This is a genomic window from Micromonospora sp. NPDC005237, assembly GCF_040607775.1.
GTDB lineage: Bacteria > Actinomycetota > Actinomycetes > Mycobacteriales > Micromonosporaceae > Micromonospora.
Genome location: NZ_JBEXHJ010000003.1, coordinates 269,704 through 294,152, shown reverse-complemented (window position 1 = coordinate 294,152; position 24,449 = coordinate 269,704). Strand labels below are relative to the sequence as shown.

The 24,449-nt window shown below is 74.2% G+C and carries 22 protein-coding genes; 11 read left to right on the top strand and 11 right to left on the bottom strand.

Going from position 1 to position 24,449, the window contains the following annotated elements; all coding sequences use genetic code 11:
• Positions 1 to 91 precede the first annotated feature (91 nt).
• A complete protein-coding gene (locus ABZT87_RS10195) occupies positions 92 to 958 on the bottom strand; it encodes a deoxyribonuclease IV (protein WP_354858253.1) in 867 nt (288 codons plus the stop codon).
• On the bottom strand, positions 958 to 2,946 hold the full coding sequence (pknB, locus tag ABZT87_RS10190; RefSeq protein WP_355134915.1) for a Stk1 family PASTA domain-containing Ser/Thr kinase: 1,989 nt from the start codon (positions 2,944 to 2,946) through the stop codon (positions 958 to 960). Before pknB ends, ABZT87_RS10195 begins: the two co-directional genes overlap by 1 nt.
• Before the next feature lie 201 nt (positions 2,947 to 3,147).
• Here pknB and ABZT87_RS10185 point away from each other — a divergent pair, with 201 nt between their 5' ends.
• Positions 3,148 to 3,537, top strand: a complete 390-nt coding sequence (locus tag ABZT87_RS10185) for an Rv2175c family DNA-binding protein (protein WP_354858258.1) — start codon at positions 3,148 to 3,150, stop codon at positions 3,535 to 3,537.
• A gap of 122 nt (positions 3,538 to 3,659) precedes the next feature.
• On the opposite strand, the gene ABZT87_RS10180 is transcribed toward ABZT87_RS10185, so the two are convergent.
• The 3 genes from ABZT87_RS10180 to ABZT87_RS10170 all read right to left on the bottom strand — a co-directional run bounded on the left by ABZT87_RS10180 (position 3,660) and on the right by ABZT87_RS10170 (position 6,146).
• Positions 3,660 to 4,742 carry a polyprenyl synthetase family protein gene (locus ABZT87_RS10180; protein WP_354862758.1) on the bottom strand — a complete coding sequence of 361 codons (1,083 nt, stop codon included), beginning with the start codon at positions 4,740 to 4,742 and terminating at the stop codon, positions 3,660 to 3,662.
• A 9-nt stretch (positions 4,743 to 4,751) separates the two neighbouring features.
• Entirely contained in the window at positions 4,752 to 5,141 is a 390-nt protein-coding gene (locus ABZT87_RS10175; RefSeq protein ID WP_354862760.1) for a helix-turn-helix transcriptional regulator, read from the bottom strand.
• 228 nt (positions 5,142 to 5,369) lie between these two features.
• Positions 5,370 to 6,146, bottom strand: a complete 777-nt coding sequence (locus ABZT87_RS10170) for a GntR family transcriptional regulator (RefSeq protein WP_355134913.1) — start codon at positions 6,144 to 6,146, stop codon at positions 5,370 to 5,372.
• A gap of 802 nt (positions 6,147 to 6,948) precedes the next feature.
• On the opposite strand from ABZT87_RS10170, the gene metF reads away from it, so the two are divergent.
• Both metF and ABZT87_RS10160 read left to right on the top strand, forming a co-directional pair.
• Complete coding sequence (metF, locus tag ABZT87_RS10165) at positions 6,949 to 7,866, top strand: methylenetetrahydrofolate reductase [NAD(P)H] (protein ID WP_355134911.1); 918 nt, start codon at positions 6,949 to 6,951, stop codon at positions 7,864 to 7,866.
• Between the two features lie 21 nt (positions 7,867 to 7,887).
• Positions 7,888 to 8,601, top strand: coding sequence for a CDP-alcohol phosphatidyltransferase family protein (locus tag ABZT87_RS10160; protein ID WP_355134909.1), 714 nt, complete (start codon positions 7,888 to 7,890; stop codon positions 8,599 to 8,601).
• Positions 8,602 to 8,617: 16 nt separating this feature from the next.
• On the opposite strand, the gene crtI is transcribed toward ABZT87_RS10160, so the two are convergent.
• From crtI to ABZT87_RS10130, 6 genes are read right to left on the bottom strand one after another with little or no spacing between them, the layout of a single operon-like run.
• Positions 8,618 to 10,105: a phytoene desaturase family protein gene (crtI, locus tag ABZT87_RS10155; RefSeq protein ID WP_355134907.1), complete on the bottom strand. Its 1,488-nt coding sequence runs from the start codon at positions 10,103 to 10,105 to the stop codon at positions 8,618 to 8,620.
• Positions 10,106 to 10,116: 11 nt separating this feature from the next.
• On the bottom strand, positions 10,117 to 11,241 hold the full coding sequence (locus ABZT87_RS10150) for a glycosyltransferase family 2 protein (protein ID WP_355134905.1): 1,125 nt from the start codon (positions 11,239 to 11,241) through the stop codon (positions 10,117 to 10,119).
• On the bottom strand, positions 11,238 to 12,074 hold the full coding sequence (locus tag ABZT87_RS10145; RefSeq protein ID WP_355134903.1) for a carotenoid biosynthesis protein: 837 nt from the start codon (positions 12,072 to 12,074) through the stop codon (positions 11,238 to 11,240). Before ABZT87_RS10145 ends, ABZT87_RS10150 begins: the two co-directional genes overlap by 4 nt.
• The gene (locus tag ABZT87_RS10140) at positions 12,071 to 12,622 is read right to left on the bottom strand and encodes a GNAT family N-acetyltransferase (RefSeq protein WP_354862773.1); all 552 of its coding nucleotides are present in this window, start codon (positions 12,620 to 12,622) and stop codon (positions 12,071 to 12,073) included. Before ABZT87_RS10140 ends, ABZT87_RS10145 begins: the two co-directional genes overlap by 4 nt.
• Positions 12,619 to 13,389, bottom strand: coding sequence for a monooxygenase (locus tag ABZT87_RS10135; protein WP_355066881.1), 771 nt, complete (start codon positions 13,387 to 13,389; stop codon positions 12,619 to 12,621). The genes ABZT87_RS10140 and ABZT87_RS10135 overlap by 4 nt, the downstream gene beginning before the upstream one ends.
• Entirely contained in the window at positions 13,386 to 13,874 is a 489-nt protein-coding gene (locus tag ABZT87_RS10130; protein ID WP_354862371.1) for a YbaK/EbsC family protein, read from the bottom strand. The genes ABZT87_RS10135 and ABZT87_RS10130 overlap by 4 nt, the downstream gene beginning before the upstream one ends.
• Positions 13,875 to 14,327: 453 nt before the next feature.
• Between ABZT87_RS10130 and ABZT87_RS10125 the strand changes: the two genes are divergently transcribed.
• The 8 genes from ABZT87_RS10125 (at position 14,328) to ABZT87_RS10090 (ending at position 24,442) form a co-directional block, all read left to right on the top strand.
• On the top strand, positions 14,328 to 14,777 hold the full coding sequence (locus ABZT87_RS10125; RefSeq protein WP_355134901.1) for an SAV_6107 family HEPN domain-containing protein: 450 nt from the start codon (positions 14,328 to 14,330) through the stop codon (positions 14,775 to 14,777).
• Positions 14,778 to 14,878: 101 nt separating this feature from the next.
• A complete protein-coding gene (locus ABZT87_RS10120; RefSeq protein ID WP_355134899.1) occupies positions 14,879 to 15,604 on the top strand; it encodes a hypothetical protein in 726 nt (241 codons plus the stop codon).
• A complete protein-coding gene (locus tag ABZT87_RS10115; RefSeq protein WP_355134897.1) occupies positions 15,601 to 17,277 on the top strand; it encodes a DNA polymerase Y family protein in 1,677 nt (558 codons plus the stop codon). The genes ABZT87_RS10120 and ABZT87_RS10115 overlap by 4 nt, the downstream gene beginning before the upstream one ends.
• 255 nt (positions 17,278 to 17,532) lie before the next feature.
• Complete coding sequence (locus tag ABZT87_RS10110; RefSeq protein WP_355066878.1) at positions 17,533 to 20,910, top strand: error-prone DNA polymerase; 3,378 nt, start codon at positions 17,533 to 17,535, stop codon at positions 20,908 to 20,910.
• 97 nt (positions 20,911 to 21,007) lie between these two features.
• On the top strand, positions 21,008 to 21,184 hold the full coding sequence (locus tag ABZT87_RS10105) for a hypothetical protein (protein ID WP_354862384.1): 177 nt from the start codon (positions 21,008 to 21,010) through the stop codon (positions 21,182 to 21,184).
• Positions 21,181 to 21,951 (top strand): methyltransferase domain-containing protein, encoded by a 771-nt coding sequence (locus tag ABZT87_RS10100; RefSeq protein WP_354862385.1) that lies wholly within the window; start codon positions 21,181 to 21,183, stop codon positions 21,949 to 21,951. Before ABZT87_RS10105 ends, ABZT87_RS10100 begins: the two co-directional genes overlap by 4 nt.
• Positions 21,948 to 23,120, top strand: a complete 1,173-nt coding sequence (locus ABZT87_RS10095; RefSeq protein ID WP_355134895.1) for a nucleotide pyrophosphatase/phosphodiesterase family protein — start codon at positions 21,948 to 21,950, stop codon at positions 23,118 to 23,120. The genes ABZT87_RS10100 and ABZT87_RS10095 overlap by 4 nt, the downstream gene beginning before the upstream one ends.
• Positions 23,121 to 23,182: 62 nt before the next feature.
• Positions 23,183 to 24,442, top strand: coding sequence for a DNA polymerase IV (locus ABZT87_RS10090; protein ID WP_355134893.1), 1,260 nt, complete (start codon positions 23,183 to 23,185; stop codon positions 24,440 to 24,442).
• Positions 24,443 to 24,449 lie beyond the last annotated feature (7 nt).

Here is a 24,449-nt window from a genome sequence, read left to right as displayed (position 1 = left end):
CATCCGGAGACCGGATTCTGACGCAAAGCTCTTGATCACCCCGGGGGGCGGGCCCGGAGGGCCCGGGGCCGGGTGGGGTGCGGGTGGGGGGTTAGGGGTTCAGGCGGTTGAGGGTTGCTATGTCGGCGGTGTGGCCGAGCTGCTTCTCGCTGGGGGTTTCCACCACCACGGGGACACCGGCGGTGGCCGGATGGGCCATCAGCTCCGCGAAGGCCGGCTCGCCGATGGTGCCCTTGCCGATGTTCTCGTGCCGGTCCCGGGTCGAGCCGCACAGATCCTTCGAGTCGTTGGCGTGCACCAGCCGCAACCGGTCGGGCCCCACGGTGGCTACCAGCGTGTCCAGGGTCGCGGTCATCCCGCCCTCGGCGGCCAGGTCGTGACCGGCGGCCCAGGCGTGGCAGGTGTCGAAGCAGACCCCGAGCATGGGATGCCGGTCCACCGTGTCGAGGTAGGGCCCGAGCTGCTCCACGCGGGAGGCGAGCGAGCGGCCGCCACCGGCGCTCGGCTCGACCAGCAGCATCGGCCCACCGGCCTCGGCGGCCCAGTCGAGCAGGGGCAGCAGCTCCCGACGGACCTGCCGCATCGCCGCCTCGGCGTACCCCTCGTCGACCGCGCTGCCGGCGTGGAACACCACCGCCCGCGCGCCGATCGCCACACCCCGGCGCAGCGCGTGCGCCAGCGTCTGCGCCGACTTCTCGACCGTGGCCGGCGTGGGTGAGCCCAGGTTGACCAGCAGCGAGGCGTGGATGAACGCGGGGATGCCCCGCTCGGCGCAGCCCTCGCGGAACAGCGCGTCCTGCGCCGGGTCACCCGGAGGCAGCGCCCAGCCTCGCGAGTTGGAGACGTACACCTGCACGGCCTCGGCGCCGGTCGCGTCGACGTACGGCAGGGCGGCCTTGGCCAACCCCCCGGAGGTCGGAGTGTGCGCGCCCACCGGCCGCGAACGAAGCGTCGGCATCAGAAACACGTGATGGTGACCGGGGTGCCCGGGGGCACCTGTGAATTCTCGCCCGGGGCCTGGATCCGGACCGTGGCGTTCGGGTTGAACGCGACGGTCACCGGGTAGCCCTGGCTCTCCAGCAACTGCTTGGCCTGCGGGCAGGGCAGGTCGATCACCCGGGGCACGACGACCAGCGGCGGACCCTTGCTGATCTCCAGCTTGACCTGGGTGCCCTTCTCCACGCCCGCGCCGTCGGCCGGGCTCTGGCTGAGAATCTCGTCCTTGGGTTTGTCGGAGTCCTTGAAGGTCTCCACCGGCACCAGGCCAAGCCCGCTCAGGGTGGCCCGCGCATCGGTGAGGCTCTTGCCGACCAGGTTCGGCACCGACACCGGCGCCCGGCCTCGGCTCAGGATGAGGGTGATCTTCGTGCCCGGCTTGACCTCGGCCCCCACCTTCGGGGAGCTGTCCAGGACGACGCCGGCCGGCAGGGTGTCGTCGTAACGGGGGGTGCCCTTGGCCACCACCAGTTTGACGTTGACCAGATCGGCCTCGGCCAGCTCGTACTCCTTGCCGATCACGTCCGGCACCGGGAAGCGCTCCGGACCCAGCGAGAGGGTCAGGGTGATCGTGCCACCCTTGACGATCTTGCTGGCCGAGGCCGGGTCCTGCCCGAGCACACTGTCTTTCGGAGCCTTCTCGTCGTAGCGCGGCTCCCCGTACGCCAGGGTCAGGCCGGCGCGTTCGGCCTGGGTCTGCGCGTCGGTCTTGCTCAGGCTGACCAGCTGCGGGGCGGACGTGTAGCGGCCGACACCGAACCACCAGCCGCCCAGCGCGGCCACCAGGCCCAGCGTCACCACCACGGCGGCGACGGCCAGCCGGCCCTGCGGATTGCCCAGCACCGTGGTGCGCAGCGCCGCGAGCCGGGCTCCCAGACCCTCCGACGGCTCCGGTGCGGCCCGCCGCCGGCCCGGCCCCTGACTGGCGCCCTCCGGCAGCCGGGCCCAGGTCGGCCGTTCGGCCGGGCGGACCGTGGCGACCATCATGGTCGGCTGGGAGACCGGCGGCTCGTCCGTCACCCGACGCAGCACGGCGGTGCTGGTGCTGTTGACGTCACCCAGGCGGTCCCGGGCGACCTGAACCTCGGCCAGCAGCGCGCCGGCGTCGGCGGGCCGGGCGGCGGGATCACGCCGGGTGGCCCGCTGGACCAGAGCGTCGAGGGCCGACGGCAGGCCGGGCACCAGCGTCGAGGGCGCGGGCACATCCCGGTCGACGTGCTGCCAGGCCACGTCCACCGGACGGTCCCCGTCGTACGGCACCCGGCCGGTGAGCATCTCGAACAGCACGATGCCGGCGGAGTAGACGTCGGTGCGCGGGTCGGCCCGACCCTCGGTGACCAGCTCCGGGGCGACGTACGCCACGGTGGCCATCAGTTGGTTGCCCTGCTCCTCGTCGGCGCTGGCCTCGACCGCGCGGGCCAACCCGAAGTCGGCCACCTTGACGACGCTGTCCACCAGGTTGGCGACGCCGCCGGTGGGCGCCTCGGCGACCAGCACGTTCTCCGGTTTGACGTCGCGGTGCACGAGGCCGGCCCGGTGCGCGGCGGCGATCGCGGCGAGCATCTGCTCGGCGATGGCCAGCACCTCGTCCGGGTTGAGCCGGCGTCGCTCAGCCAGCACGTCGCGCAGCGTACGGCCGCGGACGTACTCCATCACCAGATACGGCAGGCCGGCGTGGGTGCCCTGGTCGTAGACCGCGACGACGTTCGGGTGGGTCAGCCGGGCGATGGTCTTCGCCTCGTCGGTGAACCGCGCCACGAAGTTGGCGATCCGGGCCCGTGCCTCGGGCGCCTGGGTCGGGTGAATGATCTTGACTGCGACGGTGCGCTCGAGGCGTTCGTCGGTGGCGGTGTACACGGTCGCCATGCCGCCACGGGCCACGCGACCGCGAATGCGGTAGCGCCCGTCGATCAGCGAGCCCAGCAACGTGTCGGCGACCTGTGTGTCCATCGGCAGGGAGTCTATGTGTCCAGGGGGTGGGAGTTGAACAGGATGCTACAGCCCGGAGTCGTCCCTGGTCCGTCCCGTCGTGATCGCCACCTCGGTGGTGGCCCTGATCCGCTGCTCACCGACGGTGCCCGTTAGCGGGCGCGGACTGGCCGTGCGGGGTGCCGGTGGCCCTCGCCGGCCGCGGCGTGGCAGGGTGATCGGGTGACCGAATCCGTACCCGACCAGGCCGTACCCGGCCCCGAGCTCGCCGGCCCCACCGACCCGGCGGGCTGGCTCGCCCTGCCCGACGTCGCCGAGCGGCTCGACGTGTCGATCAGCAAGGTGCACCAGATGATCCGCGACCGGGAGCTGTTGGCGGTCCGCCGCGACGGCATCCGCCGGATACCCGCGGAGCTGGTGGCCAACGAGACAGTTCTCAAGCACCTGCCCGGTGTGCTCAATTTGCTCGCCGACAACGGCTACGACGACGAGGCGGCGCTGCGCTGGCTCTACGAGCCGGACGACACGCTTCCCGGCAACACCCCGGCCGCGGCCCTCTCCGGCGACCAGGCCCGCGAGGTCAAGCGCCGAGCCCAGGCCCTGGGCTTCTAGACGACTCCCGGGCCTCCAGATTCACCGTCGATCATGAAGTTGTTGCCACGACACGCCGCGCGCGTGGGCAACAACTTCATGATCGACGCGCTCCGGGAGGGGGTGGGGGTGGGGGGACGGGGTTAGTCGGCTCGGCGGGTTGCCGCTATGGCCAGGTCTACCAGGGCCTGGCGGGCCTCGGTGTCCAGGTCGACGGCCGTCAGCGCGGCCAGCGCGGAGTCGGTGAGTGTGACGATCCGCTGCTCGGTGCGGGCCAGCGCCCCGCTCGCGTCGATCAGCTCGCGTAGCCGGGCCACGCCCCGCTCGTCCAGGCCCGGGTCGCCGAGCTGGCTGAGCAGCAGCTCCCGGCCCGCGTCGTCGGTGGCCTCCACGGCCGCCGCCACCAGATAGGTGCGCTTGCCCTCGCGCAGGTCGTCACCGGCCGGCTTGCCGGTCTGCGCCGGGTCACCGAAGACCCCCAGCACATCGTCGCGGAGCTGGAACGCCTCGCCCAACGGCAACCCGTACGCCGAGTAGGTCGTCCGGATGTCCTCGCCCGCGTCGGCCAGCGCGGCGCCGAGCAGCAGCGGACGCTCGACGGTGTACTTCGCCGACTTGTACCGGGCGACCTTGCTGGCCCGTTCCACCGACGTGTCCCCGGTGACCTGGGTCAGCACGTCGAGGTACTGCCCGACGGTGACCTCGGTGCGCATCTCGTCGAAGACCGGCCGGGCCCGGGCCACCGCCCGCAGGTCCAGGCCGGCGGAGTGCAGCAGCTCGTCGGACCACACCAGGCAGAGGTCACCGAGCAGGATCGCGGCGGAGTCGCCGAACCCGTCCGGGTCGCCGCCCCAGCCGGCCGCCCGGTGCCGGGTCGCGAACCGCCGGTGCACCGCCGGCTCGCCGCGCCGGGTGTCGGAACGGTCCATCAGGTCGTCGTGGATCAGGGCGCTGGCCTGCACGAACTCCAGCGCCGCGAGGGCCGTGAGGACCTGGTCGCCGTCCACCCCGCCGGCGCCCCGGAACCCCCAGTACGCGAAGGCCGGGCGCAGGCGCTTGCCGCCACCGAGCACGAAGGCTTCGATCGCCTCCGCCACCGGGACGAGAGCCTCGTCCACCCGGGTCAACCGGGCCCGCTGGCCGGCCAGAAACTCGGTGAGCGCCCGGTCGACCCGCTCCCGCAGGCCGGCACGGTCGACGGGGGACACGGGAGCAGCGTGGGTCACGCCACGACGCTAGCGGGTCGTCCCGGCTCGCGCTCCACCGCCACGCGTACTGCCGCCGGTACGGCCCGGACCGGTCCGCCCGGCCGGCCGCGCACCGTCCGCGCCGGGTCGGCCCGACCCGCCGGCCGTGGGCGGGCAGGTTCGCCGGGTGCGCACGGCCGCCTCGGTGAGCACCGCCGCCGGTATGTCCAGCACGACGGCGAGCCAGCCGAGCCAGAACCCGCCGGGTACGCGTCGCTGCCGTTCCCACCGGGACACCTCGTGGCGGCTCAACGTCGGCACGCCCGCGGCGGCGCACAACTCGGCGGCGGTGCGCCGCTGGCTCCAACCCCGGGCCAGCCGATGCCGGACCAGGAGCGGCCCGAGTTGGGTGCGGTGCGGCGGTGGGGACGAGGTCACGGGTCCTCCCGGCGGACGTCGACGCGGTGACACCCCGCCCGCGCCACGGGCCGGGCACACCTCGGCTGGGTGACCCCCACGCGGGAACCGGCCACCCCCGCCGCCCCTCCCGCGCTCCCCCTTCCTACCCCGGGGGTACGACGGCTTCCTTCGCCGAACGTGCCGCGCGTCGCCGGGCCGCACCGCCCCCGCGTCGGGCACTACCGGCTGCGGGCCCGGTCTGTCGGCTTAGGTGAGGTCAATCCAGTAGTCCAACTCCACCAGATCGGCACGCCTGACGATTCGCGCCACCTCGACCACGCGCTCACCGACATACGTCTGTCGAGTGATCACCAGGACGTGAACTCCGCCAGGGATTTGCAGAGCCTCCACCTCATCCGGCGTCGGCATCCTCCATCCCGGCCGCTCACGGATGCCAGTGACTGTGTGCCCGAGGCTATAGAGCTGTGACGTGTTGCCGCCTGGCCAGGGCTCGTTCTCCGGGTCGGCTACCGGGGTGCCGGCGACCATGTCGAGCAGCAGCGACGAGACGGACAGCTGTTGCGGCACGCCGTGAGTACGGAACAGGAAATGGCGCTCCAATAGCATCGTCCCCTGCTCCACCCCGAACAGCTCGGCCATGGACTCGGTAGCCGGCACCTCGAAGAAGCTCTTATCGAGGCTGTAGGCAGACCATTCGACCTGCTGGTCAGCAGTGAAGGACGTCCCGAGCTCGCCGCTGCGAACCTGCTCCAGCTCTTTGCGGTACCTCTCGGAAGCGAGTCGACGCACGGGCATGATCGGACGGGCGTAGGTGCCTCGTCCAACCTCTGTCATCACCAAGCCCTCTGCCCGCAGCAGCGCCAAGGCTTCACGAACGGTTCCGCGCGCGACTGCGAACTCGGCCATCAAGGTCGATTCACTGGGCAGCAAGGAGCCGGGGGCGATCACGCCGGCCTCGATCCGGTGGCGTAGCTCGTCGGCGACCTGCCGGTAGCGGCGCGGCTGTGGGTGCGGGGTAGGCACGCCCGTCACCGTACTCCCGATCTTCCCGACCGCCTGTTCGCCATGACACGACATTACCTGTCTGGACAGGTTGCCTAGACAGGATTAGGGTTGCAGCGTGGTCGGCACGCTGAGTGATCTAGGGGTAGGCACTGCGTGTCGGCCACCCAAGGAGTCTCGGGAGGCAGCTCATGCGTCGATGGAAGTGGTTCCAACGTCCTAACGAATCGATCGACGTCGTCGAGCGCTCGGCCTATCAGCCCGTGGCCTGTGACCCTCCTACGCCGCCACGGAAGCAGGGAGATACCACCAGCGCACGGCCAGCCGCGAAGCGGCACAGCCAGCGAGACGACCGTCCTAATGCTTGAGGAGATCAGGCCGGAGCCACCGTTTCTCGTGATCATGGCCGGTTTCATAGTGGATCTGCACATCCGCAAGACGTGCCCACTGCCGGCAGGATGGCTGTCCAAAGCTCAGAGCCGCTGGACTCATTCTGAAGCTCTGGCGAGCAAGGAAGCAGCCGTGAAGGCCGGTGACGTTCTGCGGCTTGATCGGAAGGTCAGCGTTCAGTTCATGAGCCCGATAACCGTTCGGGTCATCAGAAGGCTTGACTGGGTTACCTACGACGGTTGGTGCTGGATCGACTGTTACCAGCTCGACAGCAGAGGTGATGCCATCGCCAGACGTTCGTTGTTCATCCGACCTGAGTTTGTGGAGTCCGCCGCAGACGGCCTGGCCGCGCCGCAGGGCCGAGATCGACCGACTCGCGTACGGCGGTGGGAAGCTCCTGGGTCCCGATGGCGCCGCCCGCTAGAGTCGGGTCGTGGCGCTCGGTCTTCCCTCGGTACTCCCCAATCCGCAGCCGGCGATCGGGGAGCTCATCCGTGACCGCCAGCCGACCTTCTCGTTCGAGTTCTTCCCGCCCAAGACCGAGGCGGGGGAGCGGCTGCTCTGGCAGGCGATCCGCGAGCTGGAGTCGCTGCGTCCGTCGTTCGTGTCGATCACCTACGGCGCGGGCGGTTCGACCAGGGACACCACCGTGGCGGTGACCGAGCGGATCGCCACCGACACCACCCTGCTGCCGATGGCCCACCTGACCGCGGTCAACCACTCCGTGGCCGAGCTGCGGCACGTGATCGGCCGGCTCGCCGGGGTCGGGGTGCGCAACGTGCTGGCCGTGCGCGGTGACCCGCCGGGCAACCCGGGCGGCGAGTGGGTCCGCCACCCCGAGGGCGTCGACTACGCCGAGGACCTGGTCCGGCTGGTGCGCGACTCCGGTGACTTCAGCGTCGGTGTGGCGGCCTTCCCGTACAAGCACCCCCGCTCGCCCGACGTGGCCAGCGACACCGCGCAGTTCGTCCGCAAGTGCCGGGCCGGCGCCGAGTTCGCGATCACGCAGATGTTCTTCGAGGCCGACGACTACCTGCGCCTGCGCGACCGGGTGGCCGCCGCCGGCTGCGACACCCCGATCCTGGCCGGGGTGATGCCGGTGACCCAGATCGGCACCATCGAGCGGTCCGTGCAGCTGTCCGGGGCGCCCTTCCCGCCGGCGCTGGCGGAGCGCTTCGAGCGGGTGGCCGACGACCCGGAGGCGGTGCGCCGGCTCGGCATCGAGCAGGCCAGCGACATGTGCCGTCGACTGCTGGACGAGGGCGTTCCGGGTGTCCACTTCATCACCCTCAACCGGTCCACCGCCACCCGAGAGGTCTGGCAGAACCTCAAGGCCGGCGCGCGGGTGTGAACACGGAGTCTGCGACACCTGATGCCCGGCACGACGGTTGATCCTCAGGTGGGCACACAGCTGAACTGGGACCAGTACGCCACGGCGTGGGCGCGGTTGCACGGCGGGTTCGACCCGCGGGTCGCCGCGCCGGTGGTGCGCGCCTGGCTGCGGTTCGCCTACCACGTCGGGTATGTGCTGGGTCGGCTGCGGGTCGGCCCCACCCCGGTCACCGCGGCGGGGGTGCTGCTCTGCTTCTGCGTACCGTTGCTGGCGACCCGGCCGGGCGACGGCCCGTTCCTCGGCGCGCTGTTCGTGCTGCTCGCCGCAGTGGCCGACAGCGTGGACGGTGCGGTGGCCGTCGCCACCGGCCGCACCACCCGGCTCGGCTACGTCTACGACTCGCTGGCCGACCGGCTCGGCGAGGTGGCGTGGCTGCTGGCGTTCTGGCTGGTCGGCGCGCCGGGCGCGCTGGCCGTCGCAGCCGGGGCGCTGTCCTGGCTGCACGAGTACGTCCGGGCCCGCGCGGTCTCCGCCGGGATGCGCGACATCGGCGCGGTGACCGTCGGCGAACGACCCACCCGGGTCTCGGTCGCGCTGGCGGGCCTGGTGGTCGCCGGGCTGGCCGGCCTGATCGAGCCGGAGCTGGCCGCCGGCACCATCACCATGGCGACCGCGGTGTGGGTGCTGCTGGCCGGCTTCGGGCTGGGGCAGCTGCTGTCCACCGTCCGCCGCGCGCTGCTCGACGCCGGCTGAGCGGCCCCGTCGGGTCTTACCAGGCGGGGCCGATCTCGTCGGCGACGATCTGCGCGGAGAGGGTCACCATCGGCAGGCCACCGCCGGGGTGGCTGGAGCCGCCCACCAGCCACAGCCCGTGCGCCGGGCCCCGGTTGGCCGGGCGGAGCAGGCCACCAGCGGTGCCGTAGATCGCGCCGCCCGGCGCCCCGGTGGCCGCGTCCAGGTCGGCGGGGGTGCGCACCTCGCGGAACAGCAGCCGGTCCCGCACGTCGACGCCGCGCTCGGCCAGGACATCCAGGATCCGGTCGGCGTACGCGTCGGCCAGCCCCGGGCGTCGCCAGTCGACCGCGCCACCGGCGGTGCCCTGCCGGGCGGCGTTGACCAGCACGAACCACGCCTCGTGCCCGGCGGGGCGGACCATCGGGTCGTCGGCCACGGTGACGAACACCGTCGGGTCGGCCGCCGGTCGGGCCCGGACGCCCCGCCCCGGATCGCCGAAGACCGCGTCGAACTCCGCGTCGTAGTCGCGTGGGAAGAAGACGTTGTGGTGCGCCAGGCCGGTGCTGCCGGAGACGCCGAGCAGCAGCACGAAACCGGCGAGGCTGCGATCGGTCAGGCCGGCCAGCCGGCGCGCGTGTGGCAGCAGGTCGCGGTAGACGGTGAGCGCGTCGACGTTGGCCACCACCACGTCGGCGGGCACCGGCGCGGTGACGCCGGCGAGGCGTACCCCGTGCACCCGGCCGCCCGCCGCGTCGATCCGGGTGACCGTGGTGCCGGTCTGCACCACCACGCCGAGGTCCAGGCAGCGGGTCAGCAGCGCGTCGGCGAGCGTGCCCAGCCCGCCGCGCAGGTACCACCCGCCGTAGGTCAGCTCGGCGTAGGGGACCGCGACCAGCGCCGCCGGGGCCCGCCGCGGGTCGGCGCCGGTGTAGGTGGCGTACCGGTCCAGCAGCATCCGCAGCCGCGGGTCGGACAGGTGCCGGCGGCCCAGCCCGCGCAGGGTGCGGCCCGGGGCGATGGCAGCCAGGTCACCGACGCGCCAGGCCAGCGACGCGAGGTCGCGGGGGGAGTCGACGGTACGGCGCAGGATGTCCCGCGAGGAGGCCTCCCACACCCGTGCGGCCCGGCGCCACAGCCGCTGCCAGTCGGCCGCCGCCCGGTCGCCGAGGGCGGCCCCGATCCGCGCGGCGAACTCCACCGGGTCGGTGCACGAATCCAGGGTCGGGCCGCCACCTGCGAAGACGTGCCGGACGATCGGGTCCAACGGGGCCAGGTCCAGGTACTCGTCGAGCTTCGCCCCGGTCGCCTCGAACAGGTCGTGGAAGACCTCGGGCAGGGTGAGCAGGCTCGGCCCGGTGTCGAAGTGGAACATCCCGGCCGGGGTGTCGTGCGCGTACCGGCCGAGCTTGCCGCCGACCGTGTCGGCGGCCTCGAAGACGGTCACCTGGTGCCCGGTTGCGGCCAGCCGGGCGGCGGTGGCCAGGCCACCCACCCCGGCGCCGACGACCACGATCCGCGCCATGCCGCGCCCTCCTAGCTGACCGGGCGGCCCCGCCAGGTCAGGCGGCGTCGCTTTCGCAGATGGTACGACCGCAGCGTCAACCAACCGAGGACCACGACCGACACGGGGTGTGCGAGCGCGTCGGGCCACCACCGGCCGCCGGTCGCCCGGGCGGTGAGCACCCGCCCGGCCACCCCGAGCAGGTATGCGATGAGCGCAACCATTGACATCCGGGGAGCTGTCGAGGCGACCGCCAGCGCGACCAGCGGCGGGGCGGTGTAGAGCAGGAGCAGCAGCGTCACCACGGCGGCCGCCGCGCCGGGGTGCCCGAACGACGCCCACAGCGACTTCGAGTACCCGTCGCGCAGCTGCGGCCAGTCGTCGTACATCCGGCAGGTGGCCAGCCGGGAGCCGTCGGCCAGGGCGATCCGCCTCCCGGCGCGCTTGACGGCCCGGGCCAGCTCGACGTCCTCCAGGATCTTGTCGGCGACGGACGCGTGCCCGCCGGCGGCGGTGTAGCCGGCCCGGTCCAGCACCAGGAACTGCCCGCCCGCCGCGGCCAGCGACGGCCGCCGCGAGCGCTCCATGGCCCGCAGCGGCAGGAAGGTCAGCCACAACCACTGCAACAGCGGCTGCACGAGCCGGTCGGCCGCCGTCGCCACCACGATCCGGGGGTACGGCGACAGCAGCGTCGCGCGGGCGGCGCGCAGCTCGGTGACCGCCGCGGCCACGGCGTGCGGGGCGAGCACCACGTCGGCGTCGACGAAGACCAGCGCGGTGGCCGCCGGGTCGGCCCGGGTGGCCAACTGCCAGCAGGCGTGCGGCTTGCCCAGCCAGCCCGGCGGCGGGGCGACCCCGCTGAGCAGGGTGACCCGCGGGTCGTCGCCGACGACCGCGCGGACCACGTCGGCGGTGCCGTCGGTGGACCCGTCGTCGAGGACCACGATGCGCAGCGCCGGCACACCACGCTGGGCGAGCAGGGCGCGCAGGCAGGGCGTGACCCGGGTGGCCTCGTCGCGCAGCGGCAGCAGCACGGCCACCGGCTCGTCGACGTCATCCGGCCGGTCGGTGGGTCGGCGCAGCCATCGGGCGGCGTTGACCCAGGTGTGCCCGGTCAGCGCGGCGACGGCGAGCAGCAGGGCGAAGAGGACGGTCATCGGGTCGCGTCGACGCCCGGGCGGTGCGGTTGGTGGTCGTCCCGGCGCGCGTGGTGGGGCCGGCGGGCGCGCAGCAGGGTCACCGCCAACGGCACGGCGGTGACCGCCATGCCGGCCGCGCCCCAGAGCGCCGACGCGGGCAGGTCCAGGAAGACCGCGTGGGCCAGGATGCTGGAGAAGTACGTCCACAGGTAGAGCGCGAGCATCGGGTGGTCCCGCCGGTCGGTGTGCTCGGCGGCCGGGCCGGCCAGCGGGCGCAGCGCGCTCATCAGCAGCACCGCGAAGAGCAGCCAGCCCAGGTAGTTGCTGACCGGGATGCCGGCCAGGCCGGGCAGCGCCGGGGTGGCGTCCCGCCAGACCCAGTAGCCCTCGGCGACCATCTGCGGGTCGAGGAAGAGGTCCCAGGCGGCCAGCCCCACCGCGGCCAGCGCGATCCGGCCCACCCACCGGCCGGCCGGCGTGCCGCTGCCGCCGGTCAGGCGGACCGCGGCCAACCAGGCCGGCCAGGCCATCCAGGTCCAGGCCAGCGGGATGATCAACGGCACCCCGGCCAGCTTGGGGCCCAGCTCACCGGAGTAGTCGTAGCTGCCGAACGGCACACCGGTGGCCACCCCGATCGCCTCGATCGCGAACCCGCCGCCGGTGGCCACCGCGACCAGCGCCGCCGCCACCCGAGGGCCCCGGCTGAGCAGCGCGTGGCCGACCGAGAGCAGCCAGCCGAGCACGACCGTGGCCACGGTCAGCCCGGCCCGGGTGGCGCCGGTGGTCAGCGGGTAGCAGATCTGGGCGAGCACCAGGACGGCGAGCAGCGTCCAGGAGATCCGCCGGGTCATGACGCGGCGGGCTCGAGCGGCAGGTCTCGACCGAGTACGCCGAAGGGCCGCTCGTCACCGGGGAAGTGGAAGTCGCGCAGCACGTCGACGAAGCCGAACCGCCGGTACAGCCGCCAGGCCCGCGAGGTCTGCTCCTCGGCCTCCGGGGTGGACAGCAGTGTGGTGTCGCCCTCGGCCATCGTGAGCAGCGCCCGCAACTGCCCGGCGCCCAGCCCGTGCCCCTGCGCCGGCGGGCGGACGTGCAGCTCGACCACCTCGAAGCAGTGGGTGAGCCAGCGCTTGCGGGTCGGGGCGTCCAGCGCCCGGTGCACCTGGTCGTGCCACCACTGGCCCGGACCGCCCAGATAGCCGTACCCGAAGCCGGCGAGGTGACCCTCGCTGGTCAGGCTGGCCACGGCCCGGAACCCGGGCCGGCGGACGTGGGTGGCGATGTAGCCGCGCCGGGCCTCCAGCAGGTCGGTGCGGTACCCCATCGCCTCGCCGTAGACGGCCACCACGTCGTCCAGCCGTCGGACGAGATCGTCCGGCGTCCAGCGCACCAACCTCATGCCCGTCCACCCTTCACTGTCGCCTGGTCGCCGTCGGCGACCCACCCGAGGACCGTCCGGTCGCCGACCACGTCACGTACCTCGAACCGGGCGAACAGCTCCTCGGCGTACCAGCCCGCGGTGGGGGTTCGCATGATCGCCGCCCGATGCTCCGGGTGACGGTACGCGAACGCCACCAGGTCCGTCGGGTCGCGCCACACGCTCACCGTGCCCTGCCATCCCAGCGGGGCCTCACCGACGCCGAACCGGGCCAGCAACCCGGGCGCGTCGCGCAGCGCGGCGGCCACCGGCGGGATCGCCCGCCAGAAGGTGGCCGCCCGGCGGGCCCGTAACCGGGCCCGGGTCAGCGCCAGCACCGGGCCGGTGACCCGGCCGCCCGGCGGCTCGCCGAACGGTCGCTGGCCGGACCACTCGCCCCGGCTGCTCAGCGGGCGCAGGTCGACCCGGGCCTGGGCGTGGGCGATCCGCGCCCAGGCGCGTCCGACCGGCGAGTCGTCGAAGCCGGCCGCCGCGGCGGGGGAGTCCCAGACGGTCAGCGCCGCCCACCGGGTCAGGTCGGCGTCACCCGGCCCGAAGCCGGTGCCGGTCCCCGTGCCCAGCAGCTTGCCGAACCGGACACCCGGCAGGGCCCGCAGTCGACGCGGGTCCACCGCCATCCGGGTCAGCGCCCGGGGCAGCGCGCCGCGGGAGGTCCGCCACACGTGCAGGGTGACCAGCTCCGGTACGGCGCTGCTGTGCCGGCCGGTTCGCTCGCGCGGCTCGCTCACGCCACCTCGGCCGGGACGCCGGCGGTGACGCGCAGCAGCTCGGCGTAGGTGGTCGGGAAGACCGCCTGCGGTACGCCTCCCGCGGCCCAGATCTGCGGGTACGCCGCCAGCGCGGTGTCCACCAGGGTGCGCAGCGCCTGCGGGTGCCCGAGCGGGGCTACCCCGCCGATCGGCTGCCCGGTGTGCTTCCGGACGAACTCCGGGGTGGCCCGGCGCAGCCGGGTGACTCCGATGGACGCGGCGAGGCCGGCGGTGTCGACCCGGTGCGCGCCGGAGGTGAGCACGAGCAGCGGCGCGTCGTCCGCGTCGAAGATCAGCGAGTTGGCGATCTGGCCGACCTCGACGCCGAGCGCCTCGGCGGCGGCTGCCGCGGTGTGCACCGCGTCGGGCAGCAGGCGGACCGTGCTGGGCTGGCCGGCGCCGTCGCGCGCACCGGCGACGTCGAGTGCGTCCTGCACCGCCCGTACGTTCGGGTGTGGCTGCATGGGGACATTCTTCCCGGTCCGCCGGCGCCGGTTCACTCCTGTGCGTACGGACGGCGAGCCTCGGCGCGTCACACGTTGCATTTTCGTCGGAGGGGAGGTGTACTGTCAGGAGCAGTTAGAACGAGTGTTCGATTGCCTCGAACGCCCGTTCCAACCAGCCGGAGCGCGGTGTTTCGCGGCGCCAGCTCCGGGCGGTGTGGCTTCGCGGGCCGCACCTGGGTTTCCGGGCAGTCGCGAGCCCGGTCCCGTCAGGCAGGAGCGTCGCTCGCCGCCCACGACCCCCGGGCGGCGGGCGACGAACCCGCCGGTACGCCGGCCGGGTGTGGTGTGGGGAAGCATCCACACCCGGCCGGCCACCCTCGGTGCGTCTTCCTCCGCACCACCCGACCTCGGCGTCTCGTCGGCGGCACCACTGCCCCGGCCGACGCCCCGGCCATGTGGAGGAGACAGTCCATGCCGACCAACCCGGCTCAGGCACCGACGGTGCCGGCGCACGTGCTGCCGCACCGCACCCCTGCCCAGCTCCTCACCCTGGCCCGCCGTGGGCTGGTCGAGGCCGGCCAGACCCGACCTGACGGCCTGCGCTACGCGGCCGCCCACCTGGCGGCGCTGCGTGCGGCGGCCGCCCTGCTCGCCGCCCGGGCCCGGCCCGCCCCGAGCCGGCGCAACCGGATCACCAGCGTCTGGGTGCTGCTCTGCGCCGTCGCCCCCGAGCTCGACGAGTGGGCCCGGTTCTTCGCCGCCGGGGCCGGCAAACGAGCCGCCGCCGAAGCCGGCATCCCCCGGGTGGTCAGCGCCCGGGAGGCCGACGATCTGCTCCGCGCCGCCGAACAGTTCGTCACGGTGGTGGAGACCTCGCTCGGCGTGGCACACCAACCGGCCCTGGACGGCCTCGCCGCATGAGCCCGCCGTGACGCCGACCGCCTGGAAGGGAAGCCGGGCGGCCGGCGTCACGGTGCGTCGGTCCTGATCTGTTCCACAGCAACGACGGGGGAGTTGGTCCAATGGCGGGCCGCATGGTGGTTGGTTCCGCCGCACTGGCCGATCTGGTACGCCCGGCGAGCGCACCCGATCCGGTCGGCGGCCACCGGGTGCTACCGGTGGCGCCCGAGCTGACCGGCCTGCTGCCCAACCGGGGCCTGCGCCGCGGCAGCACGATCGCGGTCGCCGCTGGTCAGCCCCGACGCAGTGGCGGCACCTCGCTGGTGCTGGCCCTGCTGGCCGAGGCGTCCCGGGCCGGTTCGTGGTGTGCCGTGGTCGGAGTGCCGACGTTCGGCGCGGGTGCGGCAGCCGAGCTGGGCATCGCCCTGGACCGGCTGGCCCTGGTGCCGAATCCCGGCCCCGAGTGGGCCACAGTGGTCGCCGCGTTGATCGACGGGGTGGACGTCGTGGTCACCGCCGTACCCGCCGCGGTCTCCGCCTCGGTCGCCACCCGGCTGGCCGCGCGGGCCCGGCAGCGCGGCAGCGTACTCGTTCCGTACGGCCGGTGGGACGGCGCGGACGTGACGTTGCAGGTGGTCCGTGGGGTCTGGGAAGGGCTCGGCCAGGGCCGGGGGCGGCTGCGCCGCCGGGAGGTCACCGTCTCGGCGCGCGGGCGCGGAGCGGCCGCCCGCCCCAAGGAGATCAAGGTCTGGCTTCCCGGTGCCGAGCTCACCCGGGTCATTCCCCGGGCGGTGCGGTCGACCGTGGGCCGTCCGTCCGTGCCGCTCGCCCTGGTCGGGTCGGGGTGACCGGCTCGCCGATCCGGACCCTGCTGCTGTGGTGCCCGGACTGGCCGGTGCTCGCCGCCGAGATCGTCGACGGGGTGCCGGCCACCGGTCCGGTCGCCGTGCTGCACGCCAACCGGGTGGTCGCCTGCTCCGAGCGGGCCCGCGCCGAGGGCGTGCGCCGAGGGCTGCGCAAGCGGGAGGCGCAGGGCCGTTGCCCGCAGCTCACCGTCGTGGAGTACGACCCCGGCCGGGACGCCCGGGCGTTCGAGCCGGTGGTCGCCGCGCTGGAGGAACTGGTCGCCGGCGTCGAGGTGGTCCGCCCGGGCGCCTGCGCGGTCGCCGCCCGGGGCCCGAGTCGTTACCTCGGCGGTGAGGAGGCGGCCGCCGAGCGGCTCATCGAGCATGTCGCCCAGTCCTGTCTGGTGGAGAGCCAGGTGGGCATCGCCGACGGGGTGTTCGCCGCGGGGTTGGCCGCCCGCGCCGGCCAGGTGGTGGCGCCGGGCGGAACACCGGCGTTCCTGGCCGGGATGCCGGTCGAGGCGCTCGGTCGGTCCGCACTGGCCGATCTGCTGCGCCGGCTGGGGGTGCGGACCCTCGGCGACTTCGCCGCGCTACCGGCCGGTGACGTGCTGGCCCGGTTCGGGTTCGACGGCGCGCTGGCCCACCGGCTGGCCGCCGGCCGGGATCACCGCCCGCTCGCCGTCCGGCAGCCGCCGACCGACCTGACGGTGACCTCCGCGTACGACGAGCCGATCGACCGGGTCGACGCGGCGGCGTTCGCCGCCCGCGCGCTGGCCGAGCAGTTGCACGACCGGCTCGCCGGGCACGGGCTGGCCTGCACCCGGCTCGGCATCGAGGCGGTCACCGAGCACGGGCAGGAGCTGCACCGGGTGTGGCGGCACGACGGCCTGCTCACCGCCGCCGCCATCGCCGACCGGGTGCGCTGGCAGCTCGATGGCTGGCTCTCCGGCAGCAACGGCCGCGCCGGTGCCCGACCGGCCCGGCCGACGGCCGGCATCATCCGGCTGCGGCTGATCCCGGACGGGGTGATCGCCCAGGCCGGCCTGCAGACCGGCCTCTGGGGGGAGACGGGCGAGGAGCGGGAGAGGGCGCACCGGGCATTGAGTCGGGTGCAGGGCATCCTCGGCCCGGAAGCGGTGGTCACGGCGGTGCTCGGCGGTGGGCGTTCCCCGGCCGACCAGGTGCGCCTGGTGCCGTGGGGCGACGAACGCCTCCCCGCCCGGCCCGGCCCGCCGGCCGTTGCCGGCGCCGACCCGGCCCCCGGCGGTGACCGGGCCGGTGGTGACCGTGCCGGTGGTGACCGGGCCGGCGGTGCCGGTCGGCCTGCTGACCGCGGCGGGGGCGTTCCGCCGTGGCCGGGCCGGCTGCCGCCGCCCGCGCCCGCCGTGGTGCTGCCCAGCCCGCTCGCCGCGACCGTGCACGACGCCACCGGCGAGCCGGTGGTGATCAGCGCGCGGTTGGCGGTGAGCGCTGTTCCCGCCCGGCTGGTGGTCGGCGACGGCCGACCGGCGGAGATCGTGGGCTGGGCCGGGCCGTGGCCGGTGGACGAGCGCTGGTGGGCGCCGGCCGAGGCTCGCCGTCGGGCACGGTTCCAGGTCAGCCTCGCCGACGGCACCGCTCTGCTGCTCGCTGTGGAGTCCGGGCAGTGGCTGGTGGAGGCGATCTATGACTGAGTCAGGTTGGCCCATGACCGGCGTTGGCCGGGAGGCAGATGTCCTGATGAGCGGTATGACTGTGAGTCATAAATATGACTCACAGTCATACCGCTCCTGGTGGCTGTTGCCGCTGGCGGGGTCGCGCACCGCCGGGCGGCTGGTCGGTCATGCCACCGCCGTCGGGCCGGCAGAAGCGGGCGGCGCGATCCGAGCGGGCGGCGCGGGCGGCGCGGTCCGAGCGGGCGGCGCGGGCGGAGCGGGCGGAGCGGGCGGATGAGCTTTCACAACCCGAAGATGCCCTGGTCGGAGCTGGAGCGGGTGCTCTCCGGCCGGGCCAGCGGCGGCTCCGGCGGCGGGCGGTCGCGCGAGGAGCGGCACCTGCACGTGGTGGACCCGCTCGCCGTGGACGCCGACGGTGGGGACTCCCCGGCCTGGAGTCGCCGGCGCGAGCAGTACCAGCCGCCGGAGCTGCCCCGCCCCGACGGCGTGGTGCCCTACGCGGAGCTGCACGCGCACACCAACTTCAGCTTCCTCGACGGCGCCAGCCATCCCGAGGAGCTGGCCGAGGAGGCGGCCCGGTTGGGGCTCACCGCGCTCGCCGTCACCGACCACGACGGCTTCTACGGGGTGGTCCGCTTCGCCGAGGCGGCCCGCACGCTGGGCCTGCCGACCATCTTCGGCGCGGAGCTGTCCCTCGGGCTGCCCGGCCCGCAGAACGGCGAACCCGACCCGCACGGCGCGCACCTGTTGGTGCTCGCGCACGGCCACGAGGGGTACGCCCGGCTGGCCACCACCATCGCCCGTGCCCAACTGCGCGGCGGGGAGAAGGGCCGCCCGATCTACGGGGACCTGGAGGAGGTCGCCGCCGAGCTGCGCGACCACGTGCTGGTGCTGACCGGCTGCCGCAAGGGGCACGTGCCGGGCGCGCTGCTCACCGAGGGAGTGGACGCGGCGGCCCGCGAACTGGACCGGCTGACCGCGCTGTTCGGCGCGGAGACGGTGGCGGTGGAGCTGACCGACCACGGGCATCCCGTCGACGCCGACCGCAACGACGCGCTCGCCGAGCTGGCCGCCGCGGCCGGGCTGCCGACGGTGGCCAGCAACAACGTGCACTACGCCAGCCCCGGTCGGCGTCGGCTGGCCACCACTGTCGCCGCCGTCCGGGCCCGGCGCAGCCTCGACGAGATCGACGGCTGGTTGCCCGCGGCGGCCACCGCCCACCTGCGCAGCGGCGCGGAGATGGCGGCCCGGTTCGCCGCGTACCCGGGCGCGGTGGCGCGGGCCGCCGAGTTCGGCGCCGAGCTGGCCTTCGACCTGCAACTGGTCGCGCCGCAACTGCCGGCGTACCCGGTGCCGCCGGGGCACACCGAGATGAGCTGGCTGCGCAAGCTGACCGCCGACGGGGCACACGAGCGCTACGGGCCGCCGCAGGCGCACCCGACGGCGTACGCGCAGCTCGACCACGAGCTGAACATGATCGAGGAGCTGGGCTTCCCCGGCTACTTCCTGGTGGTCTACGACATCGTCACGTTCTGCCGCGAGCAGGACATCTACTGCCAAGGTCGGGGCTCGGCGGCCAACTCGGCGGTCTGCTACGCGCTGCGCATCACCAACGTGGACGCCGTCCGGCACCGGCTGCTCTTCGAGCGGTTCCTCGCCCCGGAGCGGGACGGTCCGCCGGACATCGACGTGGACATCGAGTCCGACCGCCGGGAGGAGGTGATCCAGCACGTCTACACCCGCTACGGCCGGGAGCACGCCGCCCAGGTCGCCAACGTCATCTCCTACCGGCCCCGGTCGGCGGTGCGGGACGTGGCCAAGGCGTTCGGCTTCTCACCCGGTCAGCAGGACGCCTGGAGCAAGCAGATCGACAGGTGGGGCTCGGTCGCCACGGTCGACGTCGAGGGCATCCCGGAGCAGGTGGTGGAGTACGCCAACGAGCTGCAGACGTTCCCCCGGCACCTGGGCATCCACTCCGGCGGCATGGTGATCTGCGACCGTCCGGTGATCGAGGTCTGCCCGGTGGAGTGGGGGCGGATGCCCGGCCGCAGCGTGCTCCAGTGGGACAAGGACGACTGTGCCGCCGTCGGCCTGGTGAAGTTCGACCTGCTCGGCCTCGGCATGCTCTCCGCGCTGCACTACGGCTACGACATGATCGGGTCCCGGCTCGACCTCGGCGACATGACGCTGGACGACCCCGAGGTCTACGACATGCTCTGCCGGGCCGACTCGGTCGGGGTGTTCCAGGTGGAGAGTCGCGCCCAGATGGCCACCCTGCCCCGACTCAAGCCCCGCGAGTTCTACGACCTGGTGGTCGAGGTGGCGCTGATCCGACCGGGTCCGATCCAGGGCGGTTCGGTGCACCCGTTCATCCGGCGCAAGAACGGTCAGGAGCCGGTGACCTTCGCCCACCCGTTGATGCGCAACGCGCTGGAGAAGACCCTGGGTGTGCCGCTGTTCCAGGAGCAGTTGATGCAGCTCGCCATCGACCTGGCCGGTTTCGACGCGGCCGAGGCCGACCAGCTGCGCCGGGCGATGGGGGCGAAACGCTCGGTCGAGCGGATGACCCGCATCGCCGACCGGCTCTACGCCGGGATGGCCGAGCGGGGCATCACCGGCGAGCTGGCCGACGACGTCTACCGCAAGCTCACCGCGTTCGCCAGCTACGGCTTCCCGGAGAGCCACGCGATGAGCTTCGCCTACCTGGTGTACGCCAGCTCGTGGCTCAAGCGCTACCACCCGGCGCCGTTCCTGGCGGCGCTGCTCAACGCCCAGCCGATGGGCTTCTACTCCCCGCAGACCCTGGTCGACGACGCCCGCCGGCACGGGGTGGAGGTCCGCCGCCCGGACATCAACGCCAGCGGGGCGCTGGCGGTGTTGGAGTCCACCCCGGACACCCGGTGGGGCAGCGGGCCGGGGGAGCCGCCGCACGCCTGGGGACTGGGCGGCCCGGCCGTCCGGCTCGGACTGTCCAGCGTGCGTACCCTCGGCGCCGAGGTGGCCGAGCGGATCGAGGCCGAGCGGGCGGCCGGCGGGGCGTACCGCGATATGCCGGATCTGGCCCGGCGGGTCGGTCTCACCGCCGCGCAGCTGGAGGCGCTGGCCACCGCGGACGCCTTCGCCTGTTTCGGGCTGACCCGGCGGGAGGCGCTCTGGGCCGCCGGCGCGGCGGCCCAGGACCGACCGGGCCGGCTGCCCGGCACGGTGACCGGCGCGGCGGCGCCCACGCTGCCCGGCATGGAGGCGGTGGACCGGCTGGTCGCCGACGTGTGGGCCACCGGGTTGTCGCCGGAGAGCCACCCGGCCCGGTTCATCCGGGGGCAGCTCGACGTGCTCGGCGCGGTGCCGATCGCCCGGCTCGGTCGGGTGGAGCCGGGCCAGCGGATCCGGGTCGGCGGCATCGTCACCCACCGGCAGCGCCCGGCGACCGCCGGCGGGGTGACCTTCCTCAACCTGGAGGACGAGACCGGGATGCTGAATGTCACCTGCTCACCGGGGCTGTGGCAGCGTTACCGGCGGGTGGCCCGCACCAGCGCCGCACTGGTGGTCCGGGGGCGACTGCAACGGCACGAGGGAGTGACCAACCTGGTCGCCGACCGGCTGGACGCGATCGAGCCGCCGGTTAGCCCCGCGTCCCGTGACTTCCGCTGATCCAGTGATCCACATTACGGTTTTCGGCGTCGCCGGGCGGGAGACTCGTCCTGAGCGGGCAGAGCGGCCCGTGATCCGTGAGGGGGAATGACAAGTGATGGGGAACCACACGTACACCGGCGGCGGAATCGCCAACGCCCGGCGGACCCGGCTGGGCTCCGGCTGGATGCCGTCGCACCTCACCGATCCCCGCGAGTACGAGGTGACCAACGGTCCGGTGGCCAACGAGCGCCGGTCCCGGGCCGAGGACGCGGTCGAGGGCACCGAGTCCTGACCACTAGGCTCGACCGGGTGGAGCAGACCCGAGGCCGGTTCGCCGGGCCGCCGCTGACCCCCCGTACCGCCGTGATCTGGTCGGTGCTCCGCGCCGAGCTGGACCGGCGCGGCGCCGCCGAGCTGACCGTGCTGGACGTGGGCGGCGGCACCGGCGGGTTCGCCGTCCCGCTGGCCCGCGCCGGGCACCGGGTCACCGTCGTCGACGCGAGCCCGGACGCGCTGGCCGCGCTCACCCGTCGGGCCGCCGAGGCCGGGGTCGCCGACCGGATCGTGGCCGTGCAGGGCGACGGCGACGCCCTGGCCGGGCTGGTCGAGCCGGCCAGCGTCGACCTGGTGCTCTGCCACGCCGTCCTGGAGGTCGTCGACGACCCCACTCCGGTGGTCGCCGCGCTGGCCAGCGCGTTGCGCCCCGGTGGCGCGGCGAGCGTCCTGGTCGCGGGGCGGGCCGCCGCCGTGCTGGGCCGCGCCATGAACGGCCATCTGGAGGTCGCGGCGGCGCTGGCCGCCGACCCGGCCGGCACCGCCGGGCCGCGCGACACGCTGCGCCGCCGCTACGACGCCCCCGGCGCCGCCGCGCTGCTCACCGCCGCCGGGCTGGCGGTCGAGGAGATCCACGGGGTACGCGTACTGGCCGACCTCCTGCCGGCCGCGGTCGCCGACGGGCAGTCCGCGGCCCTGGTCGAGCTGGAACTGGCGCTGGCCGCGCAGTCCCCGTACCGGGACCTGGCCGCCCAACTGCACCTGTTCGCCCGCCGGCCGGCATGATCGTCGCGCCGGGTGGTGGGCCGCCGCCGCTGGCCGTCCTCGGCCCGGCGCACAGCGGGGACCGGCTCGCCGACGTGCTGCCCAGCGCGCTCGCCGTGCTGGGCGTGCCCGGGTCGACCGACCCGCTCGGGCTGGCCCCCGCCCTGGCCGGGGTACGCCGGATCGCCGTGCTGCTGGTCGACGGGCTCGGCTGGTACCAGGTGCCGACCGCCGCGCCGCACGCGCCGACCCTCGCCGGGCTGGCCGCGACGGTGGGTCGGCCGCTCATCGCCGGTTTCCCGTCCACCACCCCGACGAGCCTGGTGACGCTGGGCACCGGCGTCGCGCCCGGAGCGCACGGGGTGCTCGGCTTCACCGTGCGGGTGCCCGGCACCGACCGGGTGCTCACCCACACCGACTGGGCCGCCGACCCGTCGCCGCTGCGCTGGCAGCCGGTGCCCACGCAGCTCCAACGGGCCCGCGCGGCCGGGGTGGCGGTGAGCGTGGTGAGCCGGCCGGAGTTCGGCGGCAGCGGGTTGACCCTGGCCGCCAACCGGGGTGGCGACTTCCGGGGCGCCGCCGGCGTCGACGAGGTGGCTGCCACCATGCTGGCCGCGTTGTCCGCCGGCCCGGGGCCGACCCTGGTCTCCGGCTACCACGCCGACCTGGACCGGCACGGGCACCTCAGCGGAGTCGACTCCGCGCCCTGGCGGGTCGCCGCCGCCGAGGTGGACAACCTGCTCGCCCGGCTGGTCGACGGGTTGCCACCGGACGCGGCGCTGCTGGTGACCGCCGACCACGGGCAGCTCGACGTGCCCCTGACGCACCGTTTCGACCTGGACACCGATCCACGGCTGCGCGACGGGGTCCGGGTGGTCGCCGGCGAGGCCCGGGTGCGTTACCTGCACGTCGAGCCGGGCGCGGTGGACGACGTGGTGGCCGCCTGGTCGGCGGTGCTCGGCGACGCGGCGCGGGTGCGTACCCGGGCGGAGACGGTGGCCACCGGCTGGTTCGGGCCGGTGCCGGAGGAGCACCTGGAACGGATCGGCGACGTGGTGGTGACCTGCAACGACACGTACGCCGTCATGGCCAGCCGCACCGAGCGGCCGATGGCGTCGAAGTTGGTGGCGTACCACGGGGCGGACACCGCCGCCGAGCTGACCGTGCCGCTGCTGGTCGTGCGGGGCTGAGCGGCGCGCGGTCCGGCCGGTCGGCCGGTGGTGCTGTCGTACCCCCGGGTTAACCTGCCGGGATGGGTCGCAGCCAATCGTTGCCCCGGGGCGACGATCCGCGCTTCGGGCCGGACGCCGACGACTCCGCCAGCCCGATCCTGCACGTCGACATGGACGCCTTCTTCGCCGCCGTCGAGGTACGCCGCCGGCCCGAGCTGCGCGGCCGGCCGGTCGTCGTCGGCGGGGTGGGGCCGCGCGGCGTGGTCAGCTCGGCCAGCTACGAGGCCCGCCGGTACGGGGTCCGCAGCGCGATGCCGACCAGCCAGGCCCGCGCCCGCTGCCCCCACGCGGTCTACCTGCCTCCGGACTTCACCGCGTACACGGCCGCGTCCCGGGCGGTCATGCAGATCTTCCGGGACGTCACCCCGCTGGTCGAGCCGCTCTCCCTCGACGAGGCGTTCCTCGACGTGACCGGTGCCCGCAGACTGTTCGGCTCCCCGGCGACGATCGCCCGGCTGATCCGGCGCCGGGTCGTCGACGAGCAGGGGCTGACCTGCTCGGTCGGGGTGGCGCCCAGCAAGTTCGTGGCCAAGCTGGGCTCCACCCGGGCCAAACCCGACGGTCTGTTGGTCGTGCCTCCGGGGCAGGTCCTCGACTTCCTGCACCCGCTACCGGTGGACGCGCTGTGGGGCGTGGGGGAGCGGGCTGCCGAGACACTGCGCCGGCTCGGCCTGGCCACCGTCGGCGACCTCGCCGCGGCACCGCTGGGCATGCTCCGCCGCGCGGTGGGTGCGGCGTCCGCGGCGCACCTGCACGAGCTGGCCGCAGGGCGTGACCCGCGGCGGGTCACCCCGGAGCACGTCGACAAGTCGATCGGCGCCGAGGTGACCTTCGACGCCGACGTGGCCGACCCGGTGGAGATCCGCCGCGCCCTGCTGGCGCTCAGCGCGAAGGTCGGCGTCCGGTTGCGCGGTTCCGGCCAGGTCGGGCGCACGGTCACCCTCAAGGTGCGGCTGGCCGACTTTCGCACCGTCAACCGCTCCCGCACCCTCGGCGTGCCCACCGACGCGGCCCGCGAGATGTTCGACACGGTCTGGGCGCTCTACACCGCACTGGACCCGGGCGAGCGGATCCGGCTCGTCGGTGTCCGGGTGGAAGGGCTCGCCCCGGCGCAGGGCGCTCCCCGGCAGCTCACCCTCGGCGCGCCCGAGCGCGGTTGGCGGGAGGCGGAAGCTGCCGCGGACGCCGCTGCTGCCCGATTCGGGCGGTCCGTCATAGGTCCGGCCAGTCTGATGGGCGACCGTGACGCCCATCGAAAGGAAAATCCGCCCCACCCGTAGGTCGTCC